17 protein-coding genes are annotated in these 17,084 nt (G+C 71.1%); 8 read left to right on the top strand and 9 right to left on the bottom strand.

Features of this window, described 5'->3' with window-relative positions:
* A partial coding sequence (locus ACWDR3_RS42485; RefSeq protein WP_450357965.1) for a VOC family protein occupies positions 1-702 on the bottom strand: 702 nt, incomplete at its 3' end.
* 198 nt (positions 703-900) lie between these two features.
* On the opposite strand from ACWDR3_RS42485, the gene ACWDR3_RS42490 reads away from it, so the two are divergent.
* Positions 901-1,221, top strand: a complete 321-nt coding sequence (locus ACWDR3_RS42490; RefSeq protein WP_450357966.1) for an ANTAR domain-containing protein — start codon at positions 901-903, stop codon at positions 1,219-1,221.
* A 24-nt stretch (positions 1,222-1,245) separates the two neighbouring features.
* On the opposite strand, the gene ACWDR3_RS42495 is transcribed toward ACWDR3_RS42490, so the two are convergent.
* On the bottom strand, positions 1,246-2,040 hold the full coding sequence (locus ACWDR3_RS42495; RefSeq protein ID WP_450357967.1) for an RNA polymerase sigma factor SigF: 795 nt from the start codon (positions 2,038-2,040) through the stop codon (positions 1,246-1,248).
* Positions 2,041-2,338: 298 nt separating this feature from the next.
* Between ACWDR3_RS42495 and ACWDR3_RS42500 the strand changes: the two genes are divergently transcribed.
* The 5 genes from ACWDR3_RS42500 to ACWDR3_RS42520 all read left to right on the top strand — a co-directional run bounded on the left by ACWDR3_RS42500 (position 2,339) and on the right by ACWDR3_RS42520 (position 6,067).
* Positions 2,339-2,791, top strand: a complete 453-nt coding sequence (locus ACWDR3_RS42500; protein WP_450357981.1) for a MarR family winged helix-turn-helix transcriptional regulator — start codon at positions 2,339-2,341, stop codon at positions 2,789-2,791.
* Positions 2,788-3,648 (top strand): ABC transporter ATP-binding protein, encoded by an 861-nt coding sequence (locus ACWDR3_RS42505; protein WP_450357968.1) that lies wholly within the window; start codon positions 2,788-2,790, stop codon positions 3,646-3,648. Before ACWDR3_RS42500 ends, ACWDR3_RS42505 begins: the two co-directional genes overlap by 4 nt.
* Positions 3,608-4,468, top strand: coding sequence for an ABC transporter permease (locus ACWDR3_RS42510; protein ID WP_450357969.1), 861 nt, complete (start codon positions 3,608-3,610; stop codon positions 4,466-4,468). The genes ACWDR3_RS42505 and ACWDR3_RS42510 overlap by 41 nt, the downstream gene beginning before the upstream one ends.
* Before the next feature lie 191 nt (positions 4,469-4,659).
* Positions 4,660-5,181 carry a hypothetical protein gene (locus ACWDR3_RS42515; RefSeq protein WP_450357970.1) on the top strand — a complete coding sequence of 174 codons (522 nt, stop codon included), beginning with the start codon at positions 4,660-4,662 and terminating at the stop codon, positions 5,179-5,181.
* A gap of 94 nt (positions 5,182-5,275) precedes the next feature.
* On the top strand, positions 5,276-6,067 hold the full coding sequence (locus ACWDR3_RS42520; RefSeq protein ID WP_450357971.1) for a class I SAM-dependent methyltransferase: 792 nt from the start codon (positions 5,276-5,278) through the stop codon (positions 6,065-6,067).
* 33 nt (positions 6,068-6,100) lie between these two features.
* Here the strand turns inward: ACWDR3_RS42520 and hemC are convergent, their stop codons facing one another.
* Entirely contained in the window at positions 6,101-7,036 is a 936-nt protein-coding gene (hemC, locus tag ACWDR3_RS42525; protein ID WP_450357972.1) for a hydroxymethylbilane synthase, read from the bottom strand.
* An 85-nt stretch (positions 7,037-7,121) separates the two neighbouring features.
* A complete protein-coding gene (locus ACWDR3_RS42530; protein ID WP_450357973.1) occupies positions 7,122-8,312 on the bottom strand; it encodes an MFS transporter in 1,191 nt (396 codons plus the stop codon).
* 122 nt (positions 8,313-8,434) lie between these two features.
* Here ACWDR3_RS42530 and ACWDR3_RS42535 point away from each other — a divergent pair, with 122 nt between their 5' ends.
* On the top strand, positions 8,435-9,424 hold the full coding sequence (locus ACWDR3_RS42535) for a DUF5937 family protein (RefSeq protein WP_450357974.1): 990 nt from the start codon (positions 8,435-8,437) through the stop codon (positions 9,422-9,424).
* 28 nt (positions 9,425-9,452) lie between these two features.
* Here the strand turns inward: ACWDR3_RS42535 and ACWDR3_RS42540 are convergent, their stop codons facing one another.
* Complete coding sequence (locus ACWDR3_RS42540; RefSeq protein WP_450357975.1) at positions 9,453-10,349, bottom strand: trypsin-like serine peptidase; 897 nt, start codon at positions 10,347-10,349, stop codon at positions 9,453-9,455.
* A gap of 356 nt (positions 10,350-10,705) precedes the next feature.
* On the opposite strand from ACWDR3_RS42540, the gene ACWDR3_RS42545 reads away from it, so the two are divergent.
* Positions 10,706-12,898: an MMPL family transporter gene (locus ACWDR3_RS42545; RefSeq protein ID WP_450357976.1), complete on the top strand. Its 2,193-nt coding sequence runs from the start codon at positions 10,706-10,708 to the stop codon at positions 12,896-12,898.
* A gap of 67 nt (positions 12,899-12,965) precedes the next feature.
* On the opposite strand, the gene ACWDR3_RS42550 is transcribed toward ACWDR3_RS42545, so the two are convergent.
* The 4 genes from ACWDR3_RS42550 to ACWDR3_RS42565 form a co-directional block, all read right to left on the bottom strand.
* The gene (locus ACWDR3_RS42550; RefSeq protein ID WP_450357977.1) at positions 12,966-13,742 is read right to left on the bottom strand and encodes an NPP1 family protein; all 777 of its coding nucleotides are present in this window, start codon (positions 13,740-13,742) and stop codon (positions 12,966-12,968) included.
* 166 nt (positions 13,743-13,908) lie between these two features.
* Positions 13,909-14,889, bottom strand: a complete 981-nt coding sequence (ligD, locus tag ACWDR3_RS42555; protein ID WP_450357978.1) for a non-homologous end-joining DNA ligase — start codon at positions 14,887-14,889, stop codon at positions 13,909-13,911.
* A gap of 156 nt (positions 14,890-15,045) precedes the next feature.
* Positions 15,046-15,729, bottom strand: coding sequence for a response regulator (locus ACWDR3_RS42560; protein WP_450357979.1), 684 nt, complete (start codon positions 15,727-15,729; stop codon positions 15,046-15,048).
* Between the two features lie 40 nt (positions 15,730-15,769).
* Complete coding sequence (locus ACWDR3_RS42565) at positions 15,770-16,957, bottom strand: sensor histidine kinase (protein WP_450357980.1); 1,188 nt, start codon at positions 16,955-16,957, stop codon at positions 15,770-15,772.
* Between the last annotated feature and the right edge of the window lie 127 nt (positions 16,958-17,084).

Raw genomic sequence — 17,084 nt, forward strand, 5'->3', positions numbered from 1 at the left:
GGCGGCCCGGACGCACGCCCCGACGTCCGCGACCACGAAGTGGACCCGCCAGTGGGGCCGGAGCGTGGGATCGGGGGCGGCTCCCAGAGCGCCGGAGTCGATGCGCGCCACGATCGTGTCCTCGCTGCGCAGCACGACCTCGCCGCCCTCGTACTGGACCTCCACGCCGCCGGGCCGCCCGGACGCCCAGTCCAGGACCTCGCCGTAGAAGATGGCGGCGGCGAACGCGTCGCGCGTGTGCAGCCGGATGAAGGTCGGGGCCGCCCGGCGCCACCTCTCCCAGTGCGCGACGAGCTGGCCCTCCCAGATGCCGAAGGTTGCGCCGTCCCGGTCGGCCAGCAGCGCCGCCCGCCCGGTCGTGAAGGAGATCGGCCCGACCGCGGTCGTCCCGCCGCGTTCCTTCACCCTCGCCACGGCGTCGTCCGCGTCGCGCGCGGCGAAGTACGGCGTCCACGCCACCGCCATCTGCCACATGGTCGCGACGGCGGCGACCCCGGCGACGGGCGTGCCGTCGGCCAGCGCGATCCGGAAGCGGTCGCCGAGGCTCGCGGTCCGCCATCGCCAGCCCAGGACGGCTCCGTAGAACGTCTCGGTGGCGTCCAGATCGCGGCTGGTCAGGCTCACCCAGCAGGGGGCGCCGAACACGGAATGGGTGGAGGTGGTCCTCGGCTCGGTGTCGGGGCGGGTCGTGTCGTGGTTCATGGCACTCGCGTCCTGGTCTCGTCGACCGGCGGTCACCGGTCCGCTAACAGTGTCCGGCCGGAACCGGTCCGGGCGCCTGCCGAGTACCCCGGCCGAGGGTGGTCGAGCTGTGCGTCCGCCGGGTGGCACACGGCCGGGCGAGTGACGACGATGGTGGGAGACCGGAACAGTGCCCGAGGCGACCATGTGGAGGCGACGATGTCCACGGACGGCGACCCGGACCGCATCTTCGCGCTGCAGGAGGAGGTCCATCAGCTCAAGGAGGCCGTCTCCTCGCACGCCGTCGTCGACCAGGCGATCGGAATGATCGTCGCCCTCGGCCGGGTCACACCGGACGAGGGCTGGGAGGTGCTCAAGGAGGTCTCCCAGCACACCAACATCAAGCTGCGCAACGTGGCCGAGCTGATCCTCGTCTGGGGCCGCAGCGGAGCCATGCCCCCGGAGATCCGCGCCGAGCTGGAGGACGCCCTGGACCGGTACGGCCCGACCCAGGTCCCCGGCGCTCCGACCGAGCCGTGAGGCGCCGGGGGCGGACGGCCCGGTTCAGCCGGCCTGGGTGAGCACTTCCTCGCGCACCTGCGCGCAGCAGCCGCTCAGCAGGCGGGAGACGTGCATCTGCGAGATGCCCAGCTGCTGCGCGATGTGCTTCTGCGTCATGCCCCGGAAGAAGCGCAGATAGAGGATGGTCCGCTCGCGCTCGGGCAGCGCCCGCAGAGACGGCTCCACGGTCACGCGGTCCAGGACGGTGTCGTAGGCCGGGTCGGGTCCGCCGATCGCGTCGCCCAGCGTGTAGCTGTCGGTGCCGGGCATCTCCGCGTCCAGCGACAGCGCGGAGTAGCAGTCGATGGCCTCCAACCCGGTCCGCACCTCGGCCTCGGTCAGTTGCGTGTGCTCGGCGATCTCGGCGACGGTCGGGGACCGGCCCGGGATCGTCTGCGCCAGCTCCTTCACGGCCTTGCGCACCCGATTGCGCAGGTCCTGGACCCGGCGCGGCACGTGCAGGGTCCAGGTGTGGTCGCGGAAGTGCCGTTTGACCTCGCCGGTGATCGTGGGCACCGCGTAGGCCTCGAAGGCGTGGCCGCGGGCCGGGTCGTAGTGGTCGACGGCCTTGAGCAGGCCCAGCGCGGCGACCTGGTAGAGGTCCTCCAGGGACTCGCCGCGCCCCCTGAACCGGACGGCGATCCGCTCGGCCATGGGCAGCCAGGCCCGGACCAGCTCGTCCCGCAGCGCGCTGCGGTCGGGTCCCTCGGGCAGTCGCGTGAGCCGTTCGAAGGCCGCGGCGGTGTCCGGGGCGTCGTCGTGCGGGTGGGGTTTCGTTCTGCCGGTGGCGATACGCATGGCGCGCACTTCCCTCAGCCGGTGCCGGATGGACGGACACCGTGGGAGGCGCGTGCTCGGAGCTCCAGGAGGACACCCGGGGCCCGGCCGGCGGGCTCCCACGGACGTGCCTCCTGTCCGAAGCACTGAGATGCGGATTCCCGGGTTCCGGGTGTTCGAAACAATTCGGACATTGGCGGTCGTTACGGCGCCGCCTCGACGTGGTGTTCAGCCGTCCTGCGCGCTTGACCATCCCTTGGGTTCATTACCTCTGCTACAGAGGTAATCTCCAGATGTGGAATCTGACGCGGAACCCGACCTGGCACCGGAGACCTCCCCGGACGAGCTGATGGACGCTCTCATCGGTGTCCAGCGGCTCCTCCGCCGTCGCCTGCGCTCGCAGATCGCGCCGCAGTTGCGCGGGGCTGAGGTGGAACTGCTGCGCCTGGTCGTGAACCAGCCCGGCATCGGCATCTCCGACGCGGCCAAAGACCTGTACCTGGCGAGCAACTCGGTGTCCACGCTGGTCAACCAGCTCTCCCGGCAGGGCTATCTGGTCCGCGAGACCGACCCCGCCGACCGGCGCGCCGCCCGCCTGCTGCCGACCCCCGCCGCCCACGCGCGGCTCGACGCGTGGCGCAAACGGCGCGCCGAACTCGTACGCGGCGGACTGGCCCGGCTCGACGAGGCGCACCGGGAGGCGCTGGACGCGGCGATTCCCGCCCTGCGCGCATTGGCCGACAACCTGCACGAGGAGGCCGAGGAGTCATGACACGCGACCCTGTAGACGCGCGGCACGACGCCGTGACCTGCACCGGACTGACCTACACCTTCGGCGAGACCAAAGCCGTGGCCGGACTCGACCTGTCGGTGGGGGAGGGCGAGGTCTTCGGACTGCTCGGCCCCAACGGCGCCGGAAAGACCACGGCCATCAGGTGCATCACCACCCTGCTGCCGGTCCCCGCCGGCATGGTCCACGTGTTCGGCAACGACGCGGCCGGGGACCGCATGGCCGTGCGCCGACTGCTGGGATACGTACCGCAGCAGCTGTCCGCCGACGCGGGACTCACCGGCCGGGAGAACGTCGCCCTGTTCGCCCGCGTCTTCGACGTGCCCCGCCGCGAGCGCGCCGCACGGGTCGAGCAGGCGCTGACCGCCGTCGACCTCACCGAGGCCGCGGGCCGACTCGCCAGTACCTACTCCGGCGGCATGGTGCGCCGGCTCGAACTCGCCCAGGCCCTGGTCAGCGCACCCAGGCTGCTGATCCTCGACGAACCGACCATCGGCCTCGACCCGATCGCCCGCACCGGCGTGTGGGAGCACATCAACGCTGTACGCGCCGCCACCGGCATGACCGTGCTGGTGACCACCCACTACATGGACGAGGCCGACCAGTACTGCGACCGGGTCGGCCTCATGCACCGCGGCCGCATCCGGGCCCTCGGCACGCCCATCCAGCTCAGGGAGGGGCTGGGCGAGCGCCGACGCGCCGAGGGCGCCCCGGCCGACGCCCCGCTGCCCACCCTGGAGGACGTCTTCCGCGAGGTCGCGGGCAGCGGACTCGACGACCAGTCAGGAGGTTTCCGCGATGTCCGAAGCACCCGCCGCACCGCGAACCGTGTCGGCTGACCGCCTCGACCCCGACGGCATCAACCTGCTGCTGCGCCCGCCCGAGCCGCGCTCCGGCTGGCGCCTGCTGCCCGCCCGGGTGCTGGCGATGTGCGCCGTCGAACTGCAGAAGCTCAGCCACGACCGCACCGAGCTCTACACCCGCGCGGTCCAGCCCGCCCTGTGGCTGCTGATCTTCGGTCAGACCTTCACCCGCATCAAGGCGATCCCCACCCCCGGCATCCCCTACATCGACTACCTGGCGCCCGGCATCATCGCCCAGTCCGCGATGTTCATCGCCATCTTCTACGGCATCCAGATCATCTGGGAGCGGGACGCGGGCATCCTCAACAAGCTGCTCGTGACCCCGACTCCGCGCTCGGCGCTGATCACCGGCAAGGCCTTCGCCGCCGGCGTGAAGTCGCTGATCCAGGCCGTCGTCGTCATCGTCATCGCCGCGCTCCTCGGGGTGTCGCTCACCTGGAACCCGCTCAAACTGCTCGGCGTCGGGGCGGTCGTGATCCTCGGATCGGCCTTCTTCTCCTGCCTGTCGATGACCATCGCCGGCATCGTGCTGAGCCGCGACCGGCTGATGGGCTTCGGACAGGCCATCACCATGCCGCTGTTCTTCGGCTCCAACGCCCTCTACCCCGTCTCGGTGATGCCCGGCTGGCTCCAAGTGGTCAGCAAGGTCAACCCGCTGAGCTACGAAGTCGACGCCCTGCGCGGGCTGCTGCTGGGCACGCCCGCTCATCTCGCGCTCGACTTCGGGGTGCTCGCCGTGGCCGCCGCGCTGGGCATCGCCGCGGCCTCCTCGCTGCTCGGCCGGCTGGCCCGCTGATCATGGCCGAAGACGTGATGTGCGGCACGCGCCCGCGTGCGTGCGCCGGGGCGTGTGTGGCGATTCCTGCTGCGCACGGCTTGATCGCTGATCAAAGGGGGTGAATAGGCTGGCCACAGCGCATTCTGCTCATTTGACAGTGCGCTGAGCACACAGATAGGAAGCAGCTCTCTGAGGTGGAGAGGTGGACCGTGCACGAGCCGAACGTGGTCGGTGACTGGCAGGAGTACGACGAGCACGCCGGTCTGCGTGTCCGCGTCCACCGTCTGGAAGCGGCCGAGCCGCCGCGCGGCCGGGACGACGCCGCCGCCGAGCTGACGTACTTCAGCGTCCGCGTGACCGTCGAGAACCGCGGCAACCGGCACTACGGCATCCACCTTGAGGACGGCCAGATCGACGTACGCATCGGGCCCGACGGCGAGGCCGCGTTCATCGACTGGCGCAACTCGCAGTTCATCGAGGGCTTCGACGTCTACCCGCTGCGCCGGGCCACCGCCGTGCTCTACGCGGCCGGTCCCGAGGCCTCCCTCAGCCAGGTGGACGTGCAGATCCAGCTGCGGGTCGACGAGGAGTGGACCGACCGCCGGCTGTGGGCGGGCGGCGTCGGCCTCGACGAAGGATCCCCGTGCGCGCACGCGGGCGCCGGCCGCGAGGGCCTGGCCCATCAGGTGAGCAACTTCCTGCGGGGGCAGGCGGAGGAAGGCACCGCCTGAATTCCGTTGAGCCCGCACCCTGTGATCGTGTTGGCTGGCGACACCGACCTGTCGGTACCGCAGGTGTCCGCTTGGCTGTAGCAGGGAGTTGAACGTGGAGGACATTGTCGTCGACCCGGTTGCCCACAATCGGGCGGCCTGGGACAAGTGCGTCCAAGAGGGCAACGAGTGGTCGACGCCGGTGAGTTCCGAGGCTGTCGAGCGCGCCCGCACGGGCGACTGGTCGATCGTTCTCGTCGGGCACGAGCCGGTCGACCGCTCCTGGCTCCCGACGGACCTGACCGGCAAGGACGTGTTGTGCCTGGCCTCCGGCGGTGGCCAGCAGGGTCCGATCCTCGCCGCCGCGGGGGCGCGGGTCACCGTGTTCGACAACTCACCCGGCCAGCTCGGCCAGGACCGGCTGGTGGCGGAGCGCGACGGACTCGAACTGCGCACCGTCCAGGGCGACATGCGCGACCTCGGCGCCTTCGGCGACGCGACCTTCGACGTCGTGTTCCATCCGGTCTCCAACCTGTTCGTGCCGGACCTGGCACCGGTATGGCGTGAGTGCTTCCGCGTCCTGCGACCGGGCGGAACTCTGCTCGCGGGCTTCCTCAACCCTGACGCGTACTTGTTCGACCACGAGGCGCTCGACGAGCGCGGCGAGCTGATCGTCGTGCACAAGCTGCCCTACAGCGATGTCACGCAGTACTCCGCCGAGGAACGCGCCGCGAAGTTCGGCGCGGATGCCCCTCTCGAATACAGCCACACCCTGACCGACCAGATCGGCGGGCAACTCGCCGCGGGGTTCGTCCTCACCGGCTTCGCGGAAGCGCCGCACCACTCCAACGCATCCGCTGAATACATGTCGCACTATTTCGCGACGCGGGCGGTCAAGCCGGGCTGAGCCAGGACACCTCGGGCTCGCTGTGGTCCGAGGCTAGTGCGGGATGCCGTCGATGATCTCGCGCGCGCCCTGACGCAGCAGGGCCACGGCCACCGACGTACCCAGGGTCGCTGGGTCGAGGCGGCCGGCCCACTCGTGGGCGTTGAGCCGCGTCTTGCCGTCCGGGGTGAACACGCAGGCCCGCAGCGACAGTTCGTCCCCGTGGTCCACGCGCGCGTAGCCGGCGATCGGACTGTTGCAGTGGCCCTGCAGGACGTGCAGGAACATCCGCTCCGCTGTGGCCTCCCGGTGCGTGTCCGGATCGCCGAGACCGCTGACGGCGTCGATGAGTTCGCTGTCGCCCTCGCGGCACTGGAGCGCCAGGATGCCCGCGCCGATCGGCGGCATCATCGTCTCCGCCGAGAGCACCTCGCTGACCACGTCCATACGGCCGATGCGCTCCAGGCCGGACACCGCGAGGATCGCCGCGTCCGCCTCCCCGGCCGCCAGCTTCGCTAGCCGCCGGTTGGCGTTGCCGCGGAAGGGCACGCACTCCAAGTGCGGGTGGGTGGCCAGGAGCTGGGCGATCCGGCGCACCGAGGAGGTGCCGATCCGCGTACCGGCGGGGAGTTCGTCGAGGGTGAGTCCGCCCGGGTGGATCAGGGCGTCGCGGATGTCGTCGCGCTTCAGGAACGCCGCGAACGTCGTCCCCGCCGGCAGCGGCCGGTCCGCGGGCACGTCCTTGACGCAGTGCACCGCGAGATCGGCCTCGCCGGCCAGCAGCGCGGCGTCGACCTCCTTGGTGAACGCCCCCTTGCCCTCCACCTGGGAGAGATCGCCCATCCACTTGTCACCGGTCGTCTTCACCGGCACGACCTCGGTGCGCACACCGGGGTGCAGGGCCGTCAACTCGGCGCGGACGCGCTCCACTTGGGCGAGCGCCATGGGCGAGTCGCGGGAGACGATACGGATCAGTTCGGGCACGGACATGCGGACACGATAGACCTTCACGGAGGGGCGTCCGCACGGGACGGGACGATTCTCACTCTCCTGCCACCGAGGCGGCGAAGGCCGTCTACTGTGGCTGGGGTTCCGCGGCCGCGGCCGCCGCTTCGGACCGCGGCCAGGTCAGGATCGCGAGCGCGCCCACCGACAGCAGCCCTCCGACCAGGACGGTTCCGCGCACCTCGACCAGCGGGAGCAACGCGCCACCGAGGAGCGCGCCCGCGGCCACTCCCACGTTGAAAGCGGCCGAGTTGGCCGCCAGCGCGGTCTCGGTGCGGCCCGGCGCGGTGTGCAGCACCTGACTCTGCGTGGCCATGAACACAGGCCCGACCGAGGCCCCCAGCACCATCAGCAGCAGCACGGTCGCCACCTGGCTGCCGCCGCCCGCGTACAGGCCGAGCAGCGCCGCCGCCTGTGTCGCCACCGGCACGGTGAGCGTGGCCCGCGGATAGCGGTCGAGCAGTGGCCCGGTCACGGTGATACCGACCAGACATGCCGCGCCGAACGCGAACAGCACGCCGCTCACCGCGTCCTCGCCGAACCCGCTGACCTCGTCCATGAAGGCGGCGATGTACGTGAACCCGGCGTAGACGCCGGTGACCGACAGGGCGGTGGTGGCGAGGACGGTGAGGAACCGGCGCCGGTCCGGGGCGGCACCGTACGCCGCATGACTTTCCTGCGGACGGGAGGTCGGCAGGAGGACGACGACGGCGATCAGCGAGACGAGCGCGAGGGCGCCGAGCACCGCGAACGGCGTCTGCCAGCCGGTCCGTCCGCCCAGCCAGGTGCCGGCCGGCACACCGAGCACCGTGGCCAGCGATCCGCCGACCGACAGCAACCCGATGACACGGCCGCGCCGTTCGGGCGGGAAGAGCCCCACCGCGACCGGACCCATGACCGCCCAGAACGCGGCCTGGGCCGACGCGGTCACCACCCGGGCAGCCAGCAGCAGCCCGTACGAGACCGAGCCCAGTGCCGTCGCCCAACTGGCCAACGCGAGCAGCCCCAGCAGCCCGCTCATGAGGTACCTGCGCGGCACGGACCGGGTGGCGTGCACGATCGGCAGCGACACCACGGCCACCGTCAGCCCGTACCCGGTGACCAGCGCGCCCACGGCCGTGAGCGACACCTTGAGGTCGTCGGCCATGAGCGAGAGCAGGCCGACGGGAATGTTCTCGGTGGTGTTGAAGGTGAACGCCGCCAGCATCAGCGCCGCGACGACGGCGCCCCTGCGCCACGCGGCCGGACGTACGCTGCCCATCCAGGTGCCCTCCGGAGTATCGGTGGACCGGCGAAGGTGCCGGAACCCGGGGGCAAGCGTGCTGCGACCTGCGGTGGGCATCTACTGTTTCGATCCGGGCCGAATCGCTCACGGAGGCCGCCTTGCCGCTGACCCTGCACCTGGGCACCGACGACCTGACGCGCTGCCGGTTCGCGATCTCGCCGCTGTGCCAGACGCACGAGGCGCTGCGCCTGCTGCGCCGCCCGGCCCGGCACGGCTACCACCACGGCTGGCTGCGCCGGGTACGCCGTACGGTGGCGGACCTGGACCTGACGCCCCTGTGGCTGTTCATGCCGCCCGCCGGCGGCTACACCCCGGACTGTCTGGGGCCGCCTCCGGAAGAGCCGTACCCCTCCATCGAGGAGGAGTTGGCCCGGATGCGGGCCACCGATCCCGATCTGGCCCGAGCCGAGATGGCCCGTTCCCTCGCCTGCACACCGGGCCTCGCCGAGTCGCCGCGGGGCCGCGCCGCGCTCGACGACCCGACCGGCACCCTGCGTCGCCTCGCCGACCTCACCGAACTGGCCTGGCACGTACTGCTCGCCCCCGACTGGCCGCGCCACCGCGCCGTCCTGGAGGCCGACATCGCCCACCGCTCACGCCAGGCCGCCGACGGCGGCCTCGACGCGGTGCTCGCCGGACTGCATTCCGGCATCGAGTGGGCCGACCACACCCTCACCCTGCGCATGACCGGCGACCACGACGACGCCCAACGGGCCGACGGGAGGGGCGTGTTGCTCATGCCGAGCGTCTTCGTGTGGCCGGACGTGGTGAGCGGCTTCGCCCGACCTTGGCAGCCGACGGTCCTCTACCCGGCCCTCGGCATGGGCCGCCTCCACCAACTCCCGCCGTCCCGCCCGCCCGAGGCCCTCGCCCGTCTCCTCGGCCACCAACGCGCCGCCGTCCTCACCGGCCTCACCACGCCCGCCTCGACCACCGAACTGGCGGACCGGCACGGCCTGGCGCCCTCCACGGTGTCCGCCCACCTCACGACCCTGCGCGAGGCGGGCCTGCTCGACTCCCGCCGACAGGGCTACTACGTCCTGTACTGCCGAACCGCCCTCGGAGACGCCCTGGTCGAGGGGAAGTAGGCGCCGCGGCGGACACGGGATCCCGGCGTCAGCTGTTCTGGGCCCGGTCGTACACCTTCTTGGCCAACGACCCGAAGACCTCACCCTGCATCTCGGTCGGAGTCAGCGAGTCCAGACCGCTGTTGACCGAGACGAGCGTGCCCTTGCCGGTGGCGGCGTTGAAACCGGCCAGCCACGGGCCGCCGCTGGAGCCGCCGGTCAGGTCGCACGGGATGGCCTGGATGCCGAGCTTCTTCTTCGGCTTGCCGACGCAGTACAGGAGTTCCTCGCCGAGCTGCGGGTGGGTGGCGGAGTAACCGAAGGCGGAGACCGGGGCGCCGACCGGGCGGTTGAAGGCGATGGCCTGACCGCCCACGACGTCGGTCAGCTTGCGTCGGCTCTTGTCCAGGTCGACGGTCAGCGTGGCCAGGTCGTCGGTGGAGTCGTTCACCCAGGTGCGCGGGGTCGCGGCGTTGCGGACCGCGAACACGCCGTACGGCTTCTTGCCCTTGCTGTAGCCGGGGACGAACACCATCGAGGTGTTGGTGTTCATCGGGGACGAGCCCAGGCGCACGCAGTGGGCCGCGGTCATCACGGCGGAGCGGTTGGCGCTCTTCACCGCCGTGGCCGTGCACCAGGTGTCGTAGCCCCGCGCGTTGACGAAGAACAGCCGCCCCACGGTCTTCAGCGCGGTGCCCGTCCAGGGCTTGGCCTTGGGCCCGGTCGGACCGAGGTCCACGGACTTCCCGACCGCCTTGATCCGGGCGGGCGTCCAGTAGGCGAGGGCGTCCTTGCGTTCCTTGACGGTGAACTTCAGGACGGAGACCGGGTCGGGCGCGGCCGTCGCCGGCATCGGCGCGGTGAGGGCGAGGGCCGTACCGACCACGGCGAGTCCGGTGGCCCGGCCACGAAGACGGCGGACGACGGAAGCGGAGGGCTCGGACATGGTGGATGTCTCCTCGGTCGGTGCGGTCGGTGCACCCTTCCAGAGACGGGATCCGGTGGTCCGGTTGGCGCTGTCGATGTTCTGTGACACAGGTGCGCCGCACGCGGGAGTCGCTCCGACGGGCGTACGGGCGGGCAGATCTTTCGAGGGCCGCCCCCGGCGGTCCGCGTCGCACCCGCCCCACCGCGCAGAAAAACCGACGCGCGCCCCGTGGGCCATGGTCACTACGATGTGGGGCGAAGACAAACCAGTCGACCGGCCGACGGGAGGAGTGCCCTGAGGGCCGGTCGGGGTCGCCGATGCCAGGGACCGCTCCCCGGGCTGCGGTGATCTTCCTTCCCAGGAGGACCCCCCGCATGTTCCGAAGTATTGGCACCGCTGTCGTCCGTCATCCCGTCTGGACGATCGTGGCATGGCTGATAGCCGCGGTGGCCATTGTCGCCACCGCACCCAGCCTGCCCTCGAACAGCGACGAGAGCAGTTTCCTGCCCAAGAGTTACGAGTCCATCAAAGCGGCGGATCTCCAGGAGAAGGCGTTCCCCAGCGCCTTCACCCCGTCCGCGATCGCGCTGTTCCAGCGCACCGACGGTGCCAAGCTGACCGCCGAGGACAAGAAGGATGTCGCCCGCATCACCACGGAGCTGGGCGACAAGAAGATCGACCAGGTGCAGAAGGTGGTCCCCGGCCAGCCGTCCGACGACGGCAGGTACACCATGACCCTGGTCCAGATGGACAGCAAGAACGCCGGCCAGCCCAAACAGGCCGACGCGGCCAAGGTGCTGCGCGACGACGTCAAGCAGCTGACCAAGGGCACGGACCTCGACGTCAAGCTCGGCGGTTCCGCCGCGCAGGCCCTGGACCAGCAGGACTCGTCCAAGCGCGGTGAAGCGCTGATCGGCATCGGCACCTTCGTCATCATCCTGGTGACCCTGCTGATCATCTTCCGGGCGCCGATCCTCGCCTTCCTGCCCCTGATCACGATCGGGTTGGTGGCCGCGATCGCCAACGGCCTGATCGCGTACGCCACCAAGCTGTTCGACCTCCAGGCCAACAGCTCGATCTCGTCGATCCTGATCGTCGTGCTGTTCGGCGTGGGCACGGACTACTTCCTGTTCCTGATGTTCCGTTACCGAGAACGGCTACGGGCAGGTGACGAACCGAAGGAGGCCATGGTCAACGCGGTCGCCCGGGTCGGCGAGGCCATCGCCTCGGCCGCGGGCGCGGTCATCATCGCCTTCCTCGCGCTGATCCTGTCGACCCTCGGCTTCCTCAAGCAGATGGGCCCGGCGCTGGCCATCGCGGTCACCGTCACCCTGATCGCGGGCCTGACCCTGATCCCGGCCGTGGTCTCGCTGATCGGGCCGAAGATCTTCTGGCCCTCCAAGACCTGGCAACGGGAGCCGCAGAACGCCCGGTTCGCCGCCCTCGGACGCGGAGTGCAGCGCCGCCCGGCACTGACCGCCGCGGTCTCCGGACTCATCCTGCTCGCCCTGTCGCTCGGCACGCTCGGCTACAAGGCCACCTTCGACCTCGCCTCGGGCTCCATGCCCAAGACCAAGGAGTCGATGGTCGTCCAGGACGAGATGCAGAAGGCGTACTCGGCGGGCGCCGCCGCCCCCACCGACGTCTACCTGTCCAGCACCGACGGCCAGCCGCTCGACGAGGGCACCTTCGACGCGTACGCCCAGAAGCTCGGGGCCGTCGACGGTGTCGCGAGCGCCAAGATGAGCCAGGTCAACAAGGACGGCACGACCGCCGACTTCACCGTCACGCTCAAGTACGAGGCGTCGACGGACAAGGCGATCGACGCCGTCGGCCGGGTGCGGGACGTCGCGCACGCCGACGCACCCGACGGTACGAAGGCCCTGGTCGGCGGTATGTCCTCGATCTACAAGGACATCGACACGGCGGTCAACCACGACTACCGGACGGTCTTCCCCGTCGCCGCCCTGCTGATCATGCTGATCCTGGGACTGCTGCTGCGCAGTGTGGTCGCGCCGTTCTACCTGATCGCCTCGGTGGGCCTCGGGTTCGGTGCCACCCTGGGTGCCACGGTCTGGATCTTCCAGGACGCGCAGGGACACTCGGGGCTGATGTTCATGCTCCCGGTGATCATGTATCTCTTCGTGGTCGCCATCGGCACCGACTACAATATCCTGATGATCGCCCGGCTCCGCGAGGAGGCCCGGGAGGGCCGAGATCCGCGCGAGGCGGCCAGCATGGCGCTGCGGCACGCCGGACCGACCGTGGCCGCGGCGGGCTTCATCCTCGCGGCAACCTTCGCCACGATGATGCTCGCGGGCAACGCGCTGCTCACGGAGATGGGCTTCGCGGTGTCCTTCGGCATCGCGGTCGCCGCCTTCGTGATGGCGATGTTCTTCACGCCGAGCCTCACCGCGCTGATCGGCCACGCGGCGTGGTGGCCCGGCCATGCGGACCGTCCGGTGGACACGTCGGGCGGCTCGACCGGCGGATCGTCCGGCACCGGGCCGTCCTCCGGCGCCGGCCGGGACACGGTCGTCCACGACCCGGCGGGGCGCTCCAGCTGACGCCTCGGTGACGCACGCACGACGGCCCGCCCGAGAAACCTCGGGCGGGCCGTCGTCGTCGAGCAGGTCAGGCGTTGGGGTCGAACGCGATGCCGGAGGGCTTCGCGGACGAGAGGTGCGAGGCGAAACTGGCGTCCTTCAGGCCGAAGTTGGCGCTCCCGAAGTCGTACGAGGTCAGCTTGTCGCGCAGACCCGCGGGGTAGCCGTTCCAGCCGACGAGCGGCGGGTACTGCCAGGTGCCCTTGTGGTTCTCCGGCGGCTCGTCGTTGGTGTTGGCCAGCCGGAAGCAGTGCGTGCTGATGCCGTCCTTGTGGTAGACGATCTTCGCGTGGCTGCCGTCGAAGCGGACCGTGGAGGCCGCGTGCACGGTGAACGAGCCGTGGTTGGACGTCGAGACGTACTGGATCGTGCCGTTCTGCACCCAGACGACGACATGCTCCCAGTCGTGCCGGTGGCCGCCGATGCTGGTGCCCGCGAGTGCCTGGTCCTTCTCGAAGTACAGGCCGTACATGTACGCGCACCAGCCGTTGTTGCACTTGTAGCGCGAGTAGGTGTTGGTGTCGTCGAGGTCGGAGGCGTCCCGGCAGTTCCCGTTGAGGGCGCCGGTCGGGTTGAGGCCCCCGTTGATCGAGCCGTCGGGGCCGATGGCGGCGGTGGAGTAGCAGCCGTCCGTGTCGTAGTCGAAGGCCGGCTGGTACGTGAACTCGGCGGCCTCGGCGTTCGCCGGCAGCGGCGGCGGGGGAGCGGCGAAGGCGACGGCGGGGAAGGCGATCACGAGCGCGGCGGCACCGACGAATCCGGTGAGCCATCTCCTGCGGTGCGTCTTGAAGGTCGATGACGACACTGCGTCCTCCTGGGGGTGTGCGGGCGCAGCCCAACGGCTGTGGGGGGAAGGGGAGTTCAGCATCCCGGGTTTTCCCTGCCGAGCCAAGAGGTCACAGGCGTCCCAGTGGTGAAGCGCAGCCCAATAGTTGGCGAGTGACCGTGAATGACCGATTGGTGACACCACGTCAGGTGAGGTCGTCCGGAAGGTCGGCCGCCGACTCGTCGGGCGCCAGGTCGGGCCGCAGCCGCAGCCAGGACGGCTGGCGCAGCAGTCCGGCCCGGGTGCGGGTGCTGTAGCGGACCTCGCCGACCAGCCGGGGCACGACCCAGCGCGCGCCCGGCACCGCGGGCACCGGGTCGAAGGGGCATACGTCCGTCCCGGCGGCGCTCAACAACGCGGCGAGCTCCGCGCGTTCGGCCTCGTTCCAGCCGGTGCCCACCCCGCCGACGTACCGCAGCCGCCCCGCCGCCCGCTGCCCGACGAGGACCGCGCCCGGCAGTCCCGAGAGCCGCCCCTTGCCCGGCAGCCAGCCGCCCACGATCACGTCCTCGGTGCGCATGTTGCGGATCTTGACCCAGGACCGGGAGCGGACGCCGGGTTCGTACACCGAGTCCAGTCGCTTGCAGACGAGTCCCTCCAGGCCGTGTTCGCGGGTGGCGCGCAGGGCCTGTTCGCCGTGTCCGACGAGCGCGGTGGGGGTGGACCAGTGCGGACCGGTGAGGCCCAACTCCGCCAACTGCTCCCGGCGTTCCGCGTAGGGGACCTTGAGGAGGGAGCGGCCCGCGAGGTGCATCAGGTCGAACAGCACGAGATGCACGGGCGCCTGTGCAGCCCGGCGCGCCGCTCGTCCCGGCGCGTGCGCGAGGCCCATCCGGGGTTGCAGCAACTGGAAGTCCGCGCGGCCCTGTTCGTCCAGCGCCAGCACCTCGCCGTCGAGAACGGCGGTCGTCCTGCCGAGCACCGTGGCCAGCGGCCGGAGTTCGGGATACGCGGCGGTGATGTCCTCCCCGGACCGGGCCCGCAGCAGGACACTGCCGTCGCCTTCGAGGTAGGCCACCACCCGCTGGCCGTCCTGCTTGGTCTCGTAGGCCCAGTGGGCGTCCTGCGTGGCGGGCGGCAGGGTGCCGGGTGTGGCGAGCATGGGCGGGATCAGGGGGAGGGTCACGGGTCAGTTGTCGACGCCGGGGCGGGCCGGCACGCGCACGGCACGCCCGGAGCATGCCGGTTTCCCCTGAACGGCGCTGCCTTCGCCTGCGCGGCGCTGCCTTCGTCCCGCACCTGAGCGAGATGCCCTGGGCGTCCGGCGCCGCAGGTCTCCGCGTCAGCGCTCCGCGGCAGGCGGTGCCTGCACCAGGCCCGACTGGTAGGCGATGACGACGAGTTGGGCGCGGTCGCGGGCGCCCAGTTTCGTCATGGCGCGGTGGACGTGGGTGCGGACCGTCAGCGGGCTGACGAAGAGCTTCCCGGCGATCTCCTCGTTGGAGTGCCCCTCTGCCACCCAGGTCATCACCTCCCGCTCGCGCGCGGTCAGCGGGGAGAGGTTGTCGGCGCCCGCCAGCCGCGCACCCCGCGCGGGTGCCGTCAGGAAGCGGCCGATCAGTACGCGCGTGGCGGCCGGGGACAGCAGCGACTCGCCCGCGGCCACGGTCCGGATGCCGTCGAGGAGCACGTCGGCCGTCACGTCCTTGCCGAGGAACCCGCTCGCACCGGCTCGCAGCGCCTGGGCGACGTACTCGTCGATCTCGAAGGTGGTGAGGATCAGCACGCGCGTGCCGCCCAGTTCGGGGTCGGCGCAGATGGTGGATGTGGCGGCCAGGCCGTCGGTGCCGGGCATGCGGATGTCCATCAGGACGAGGTCGGGGCGGTGGGTGCGGGCGAGCGCGACGGCCTCGACGCCGTCGGTGGCCTCGGCGACCACCTCCATGTCGTCGCAGGAGTCGATGAGGATCCGGAACGTGGCCCGGAGCAGGGCCTGGTCGTCGGCGAGCAGTACGCGGATGGTCATGGGGTTGGTTCCTGTCGTCTCATGGTCGCGGTGCCCCGCCCTACGAAGCGGTGGAGTACAGGGGCAGCCGCGTGGTCACCTCGAAGCCGCCCTCCAGCCGATGGCCCGCCTGGAGGGCGCCGCCGACCGAATGGGCGCGCTCGCGCATGCCGATCAGCCCGAAGCCGTGGCCCGGGACGGGCGTCGCGGGGGCGGTGGAGGTGCCGTCGTCCGTGACGGTGATGGTCAGTTGGTCGTCGCCGTAGTGCAGACGCACCTGTGCCGCCCGGGCCTCGGCGTGCTTGGCGACGTTGGTCAGCGCCTCCTGCACGATGCGGTACGCCGTCAGGTCCACGCCCGGTGTCAGCGGCCGGGGCGGGCCCTCCGTGGTCACCCGGACCGTCAGGCCCGTGGAGGCGACCGTGACCGTCAGTTCGGCGAGCTGTCCGAGGCCGGGGCTCGGGGCCAAGGGCGCGTCGGGGGTGTCCGGTTGGCGCAGCAGACCCACGGTGGCTTTCATCTCGCGCAGCGCCGACGACGTCGTACCGGCGAGGTCGGTGAGGATCTTCCGGACCTGCTCGGGATGGGTATGTGCCAGATGGGCCGCCGTGCCCGCCTGGGCGTTGGCCAGGGCGAGGTGGTGGGCGACGACGTCGTGGAGTTCGCGGGCGATGCGCATCCGCTCCTCGGCCACCCGGTGGCGGGCCTCCTCCTCGCGGCTGCGCTCGGCGTACTCGGCACGGGCCTGGACGGCGTCCAGGTAGGCGCCGCGCATCCGGACCGTGGTGCCGGTGGCGACGGGCAGCAGCAGCCAGGCGACCGGGCCGAGGGTCGTGAGGGGCCAGGGATGGGGGTTCGGGTCGACGACGACGGCCGAGGTCACCACCACGGCGAGGGTGGCGAAGAAGAGGACCCGCGTGGTGACGCGGTCGGTGGCGACCGCCAGCCGCAACAGCGCGAGCATGACCGGGGCCAGCACCAGCGGCGTGAGCAGGTGGCCCAGTGCGCCCGAGCAGGCGGCGCCGAGAGCGGTGGCCGCGACGACCGTTCGGGGGTGGGTGCGCTGCCAGAACAGGGCCCCGCAGGAGACGACGGCCAGTGCGATGGTCGCGAGCACCGAGTCGTGCCGGTGCGCGTCGGGCAGTTGGATCTCGCTGCCGAAGAGGAACGCGGCGAACAGGAGCGCCGCCGTCATGGTGTCGACGGTACGGACGTGCTCGTCCGCGTACCGCTGCCAAGGGATGCTCATCGCGTCTCTCCGGTCGGGTGCTGGAAGCCATGGTGGGCCATCCGCGGGGAACGGCGGGCGAGGGTCGCCCGCACCACCGTCCACCAGCCCGCCTACGACGTCGCCCGCACGGCCGGCGCCCAACTCC

The organism is Streptomyces sp. NPDC001002, assembly GCF_053599215.1.

Excerpts from the sequence above, each read along its gene's own strand:
- ACWDR3_RS42540 (WP_450357975.1), bottom strand. The coding sequence starts at position 10,349 with ATGTCCGAGCCCTCCGCTTCCGTCGTCCGCCGTCTTCGTGGCCGGGCC.
- ACWDR3_RS42495 (WP_450357967.1), bottom strand. The coding sequence starts at position 2,040 with ATGCGTATCGCCACCGGCAGAACGAAACCCCACCCGCACGACGACGCC.
- ACWDR3_RS42565 (WP_450357980.1), bottom strand. The coding sequence starts at position 16,957 with ATGAGCATCCCTTGGCAGCGGTACGCGGACGAGCACGTCCGTACCGTC.
- ACWDR3_RS42530 (WP_450357973.1), bottom strand. The coding sequence starts at position 8,312 with ATGGGCAGCGTACGTCCGGCCGCGTGGCGCAGGGGCGCCGTCGTCGCG.
- hemC (WP_450357972.1), bottom strand. The coding sequence starts at position 7,036 with ATGTCCGTGCCCGAACTGATCCGTATCGTCTCCCGCGACTCGCCCATG.
- ACWDR3_RS42560 (WP_450357979.1), bottom strand. The coding sequence starts at position 15,729 with ATGACCATCCGCGTACTGCTCGCCGACGACCAGGCCCTGCTCCGGGCC.
- ACWDR3_RS42545 (WP_450357976.1), top strand. The coding sequence starts at position 10,706 with ATGTTCCGAAGTATTGGCACCGCTGTCGTCCGTCATCCCGTCTGGACG.
- ACWDR3_RS42490 (WP_450357966.1), top strand. The coding sequence starts at position 901 with ATGTCCACGGACGGCGACCCGGACCGCATCTTCGCGCTGCAGGAGGAG.
- ACWDR3_RS42505 (WP_450357968.1), top strand. The coding sequence starts at position 2,788 with ATGACACGCGACCCTGTAGACGCGCGGCACGACGCCGTGACCTGCACC.
- ACWDR3_RS42510 (WP_450357969.1), top strand. The coding sequence starts at position 3,608 with ATGTCCGAAGCACCCGCCGCACCGCGAACCGTGTCGGCTGACCGCCTC.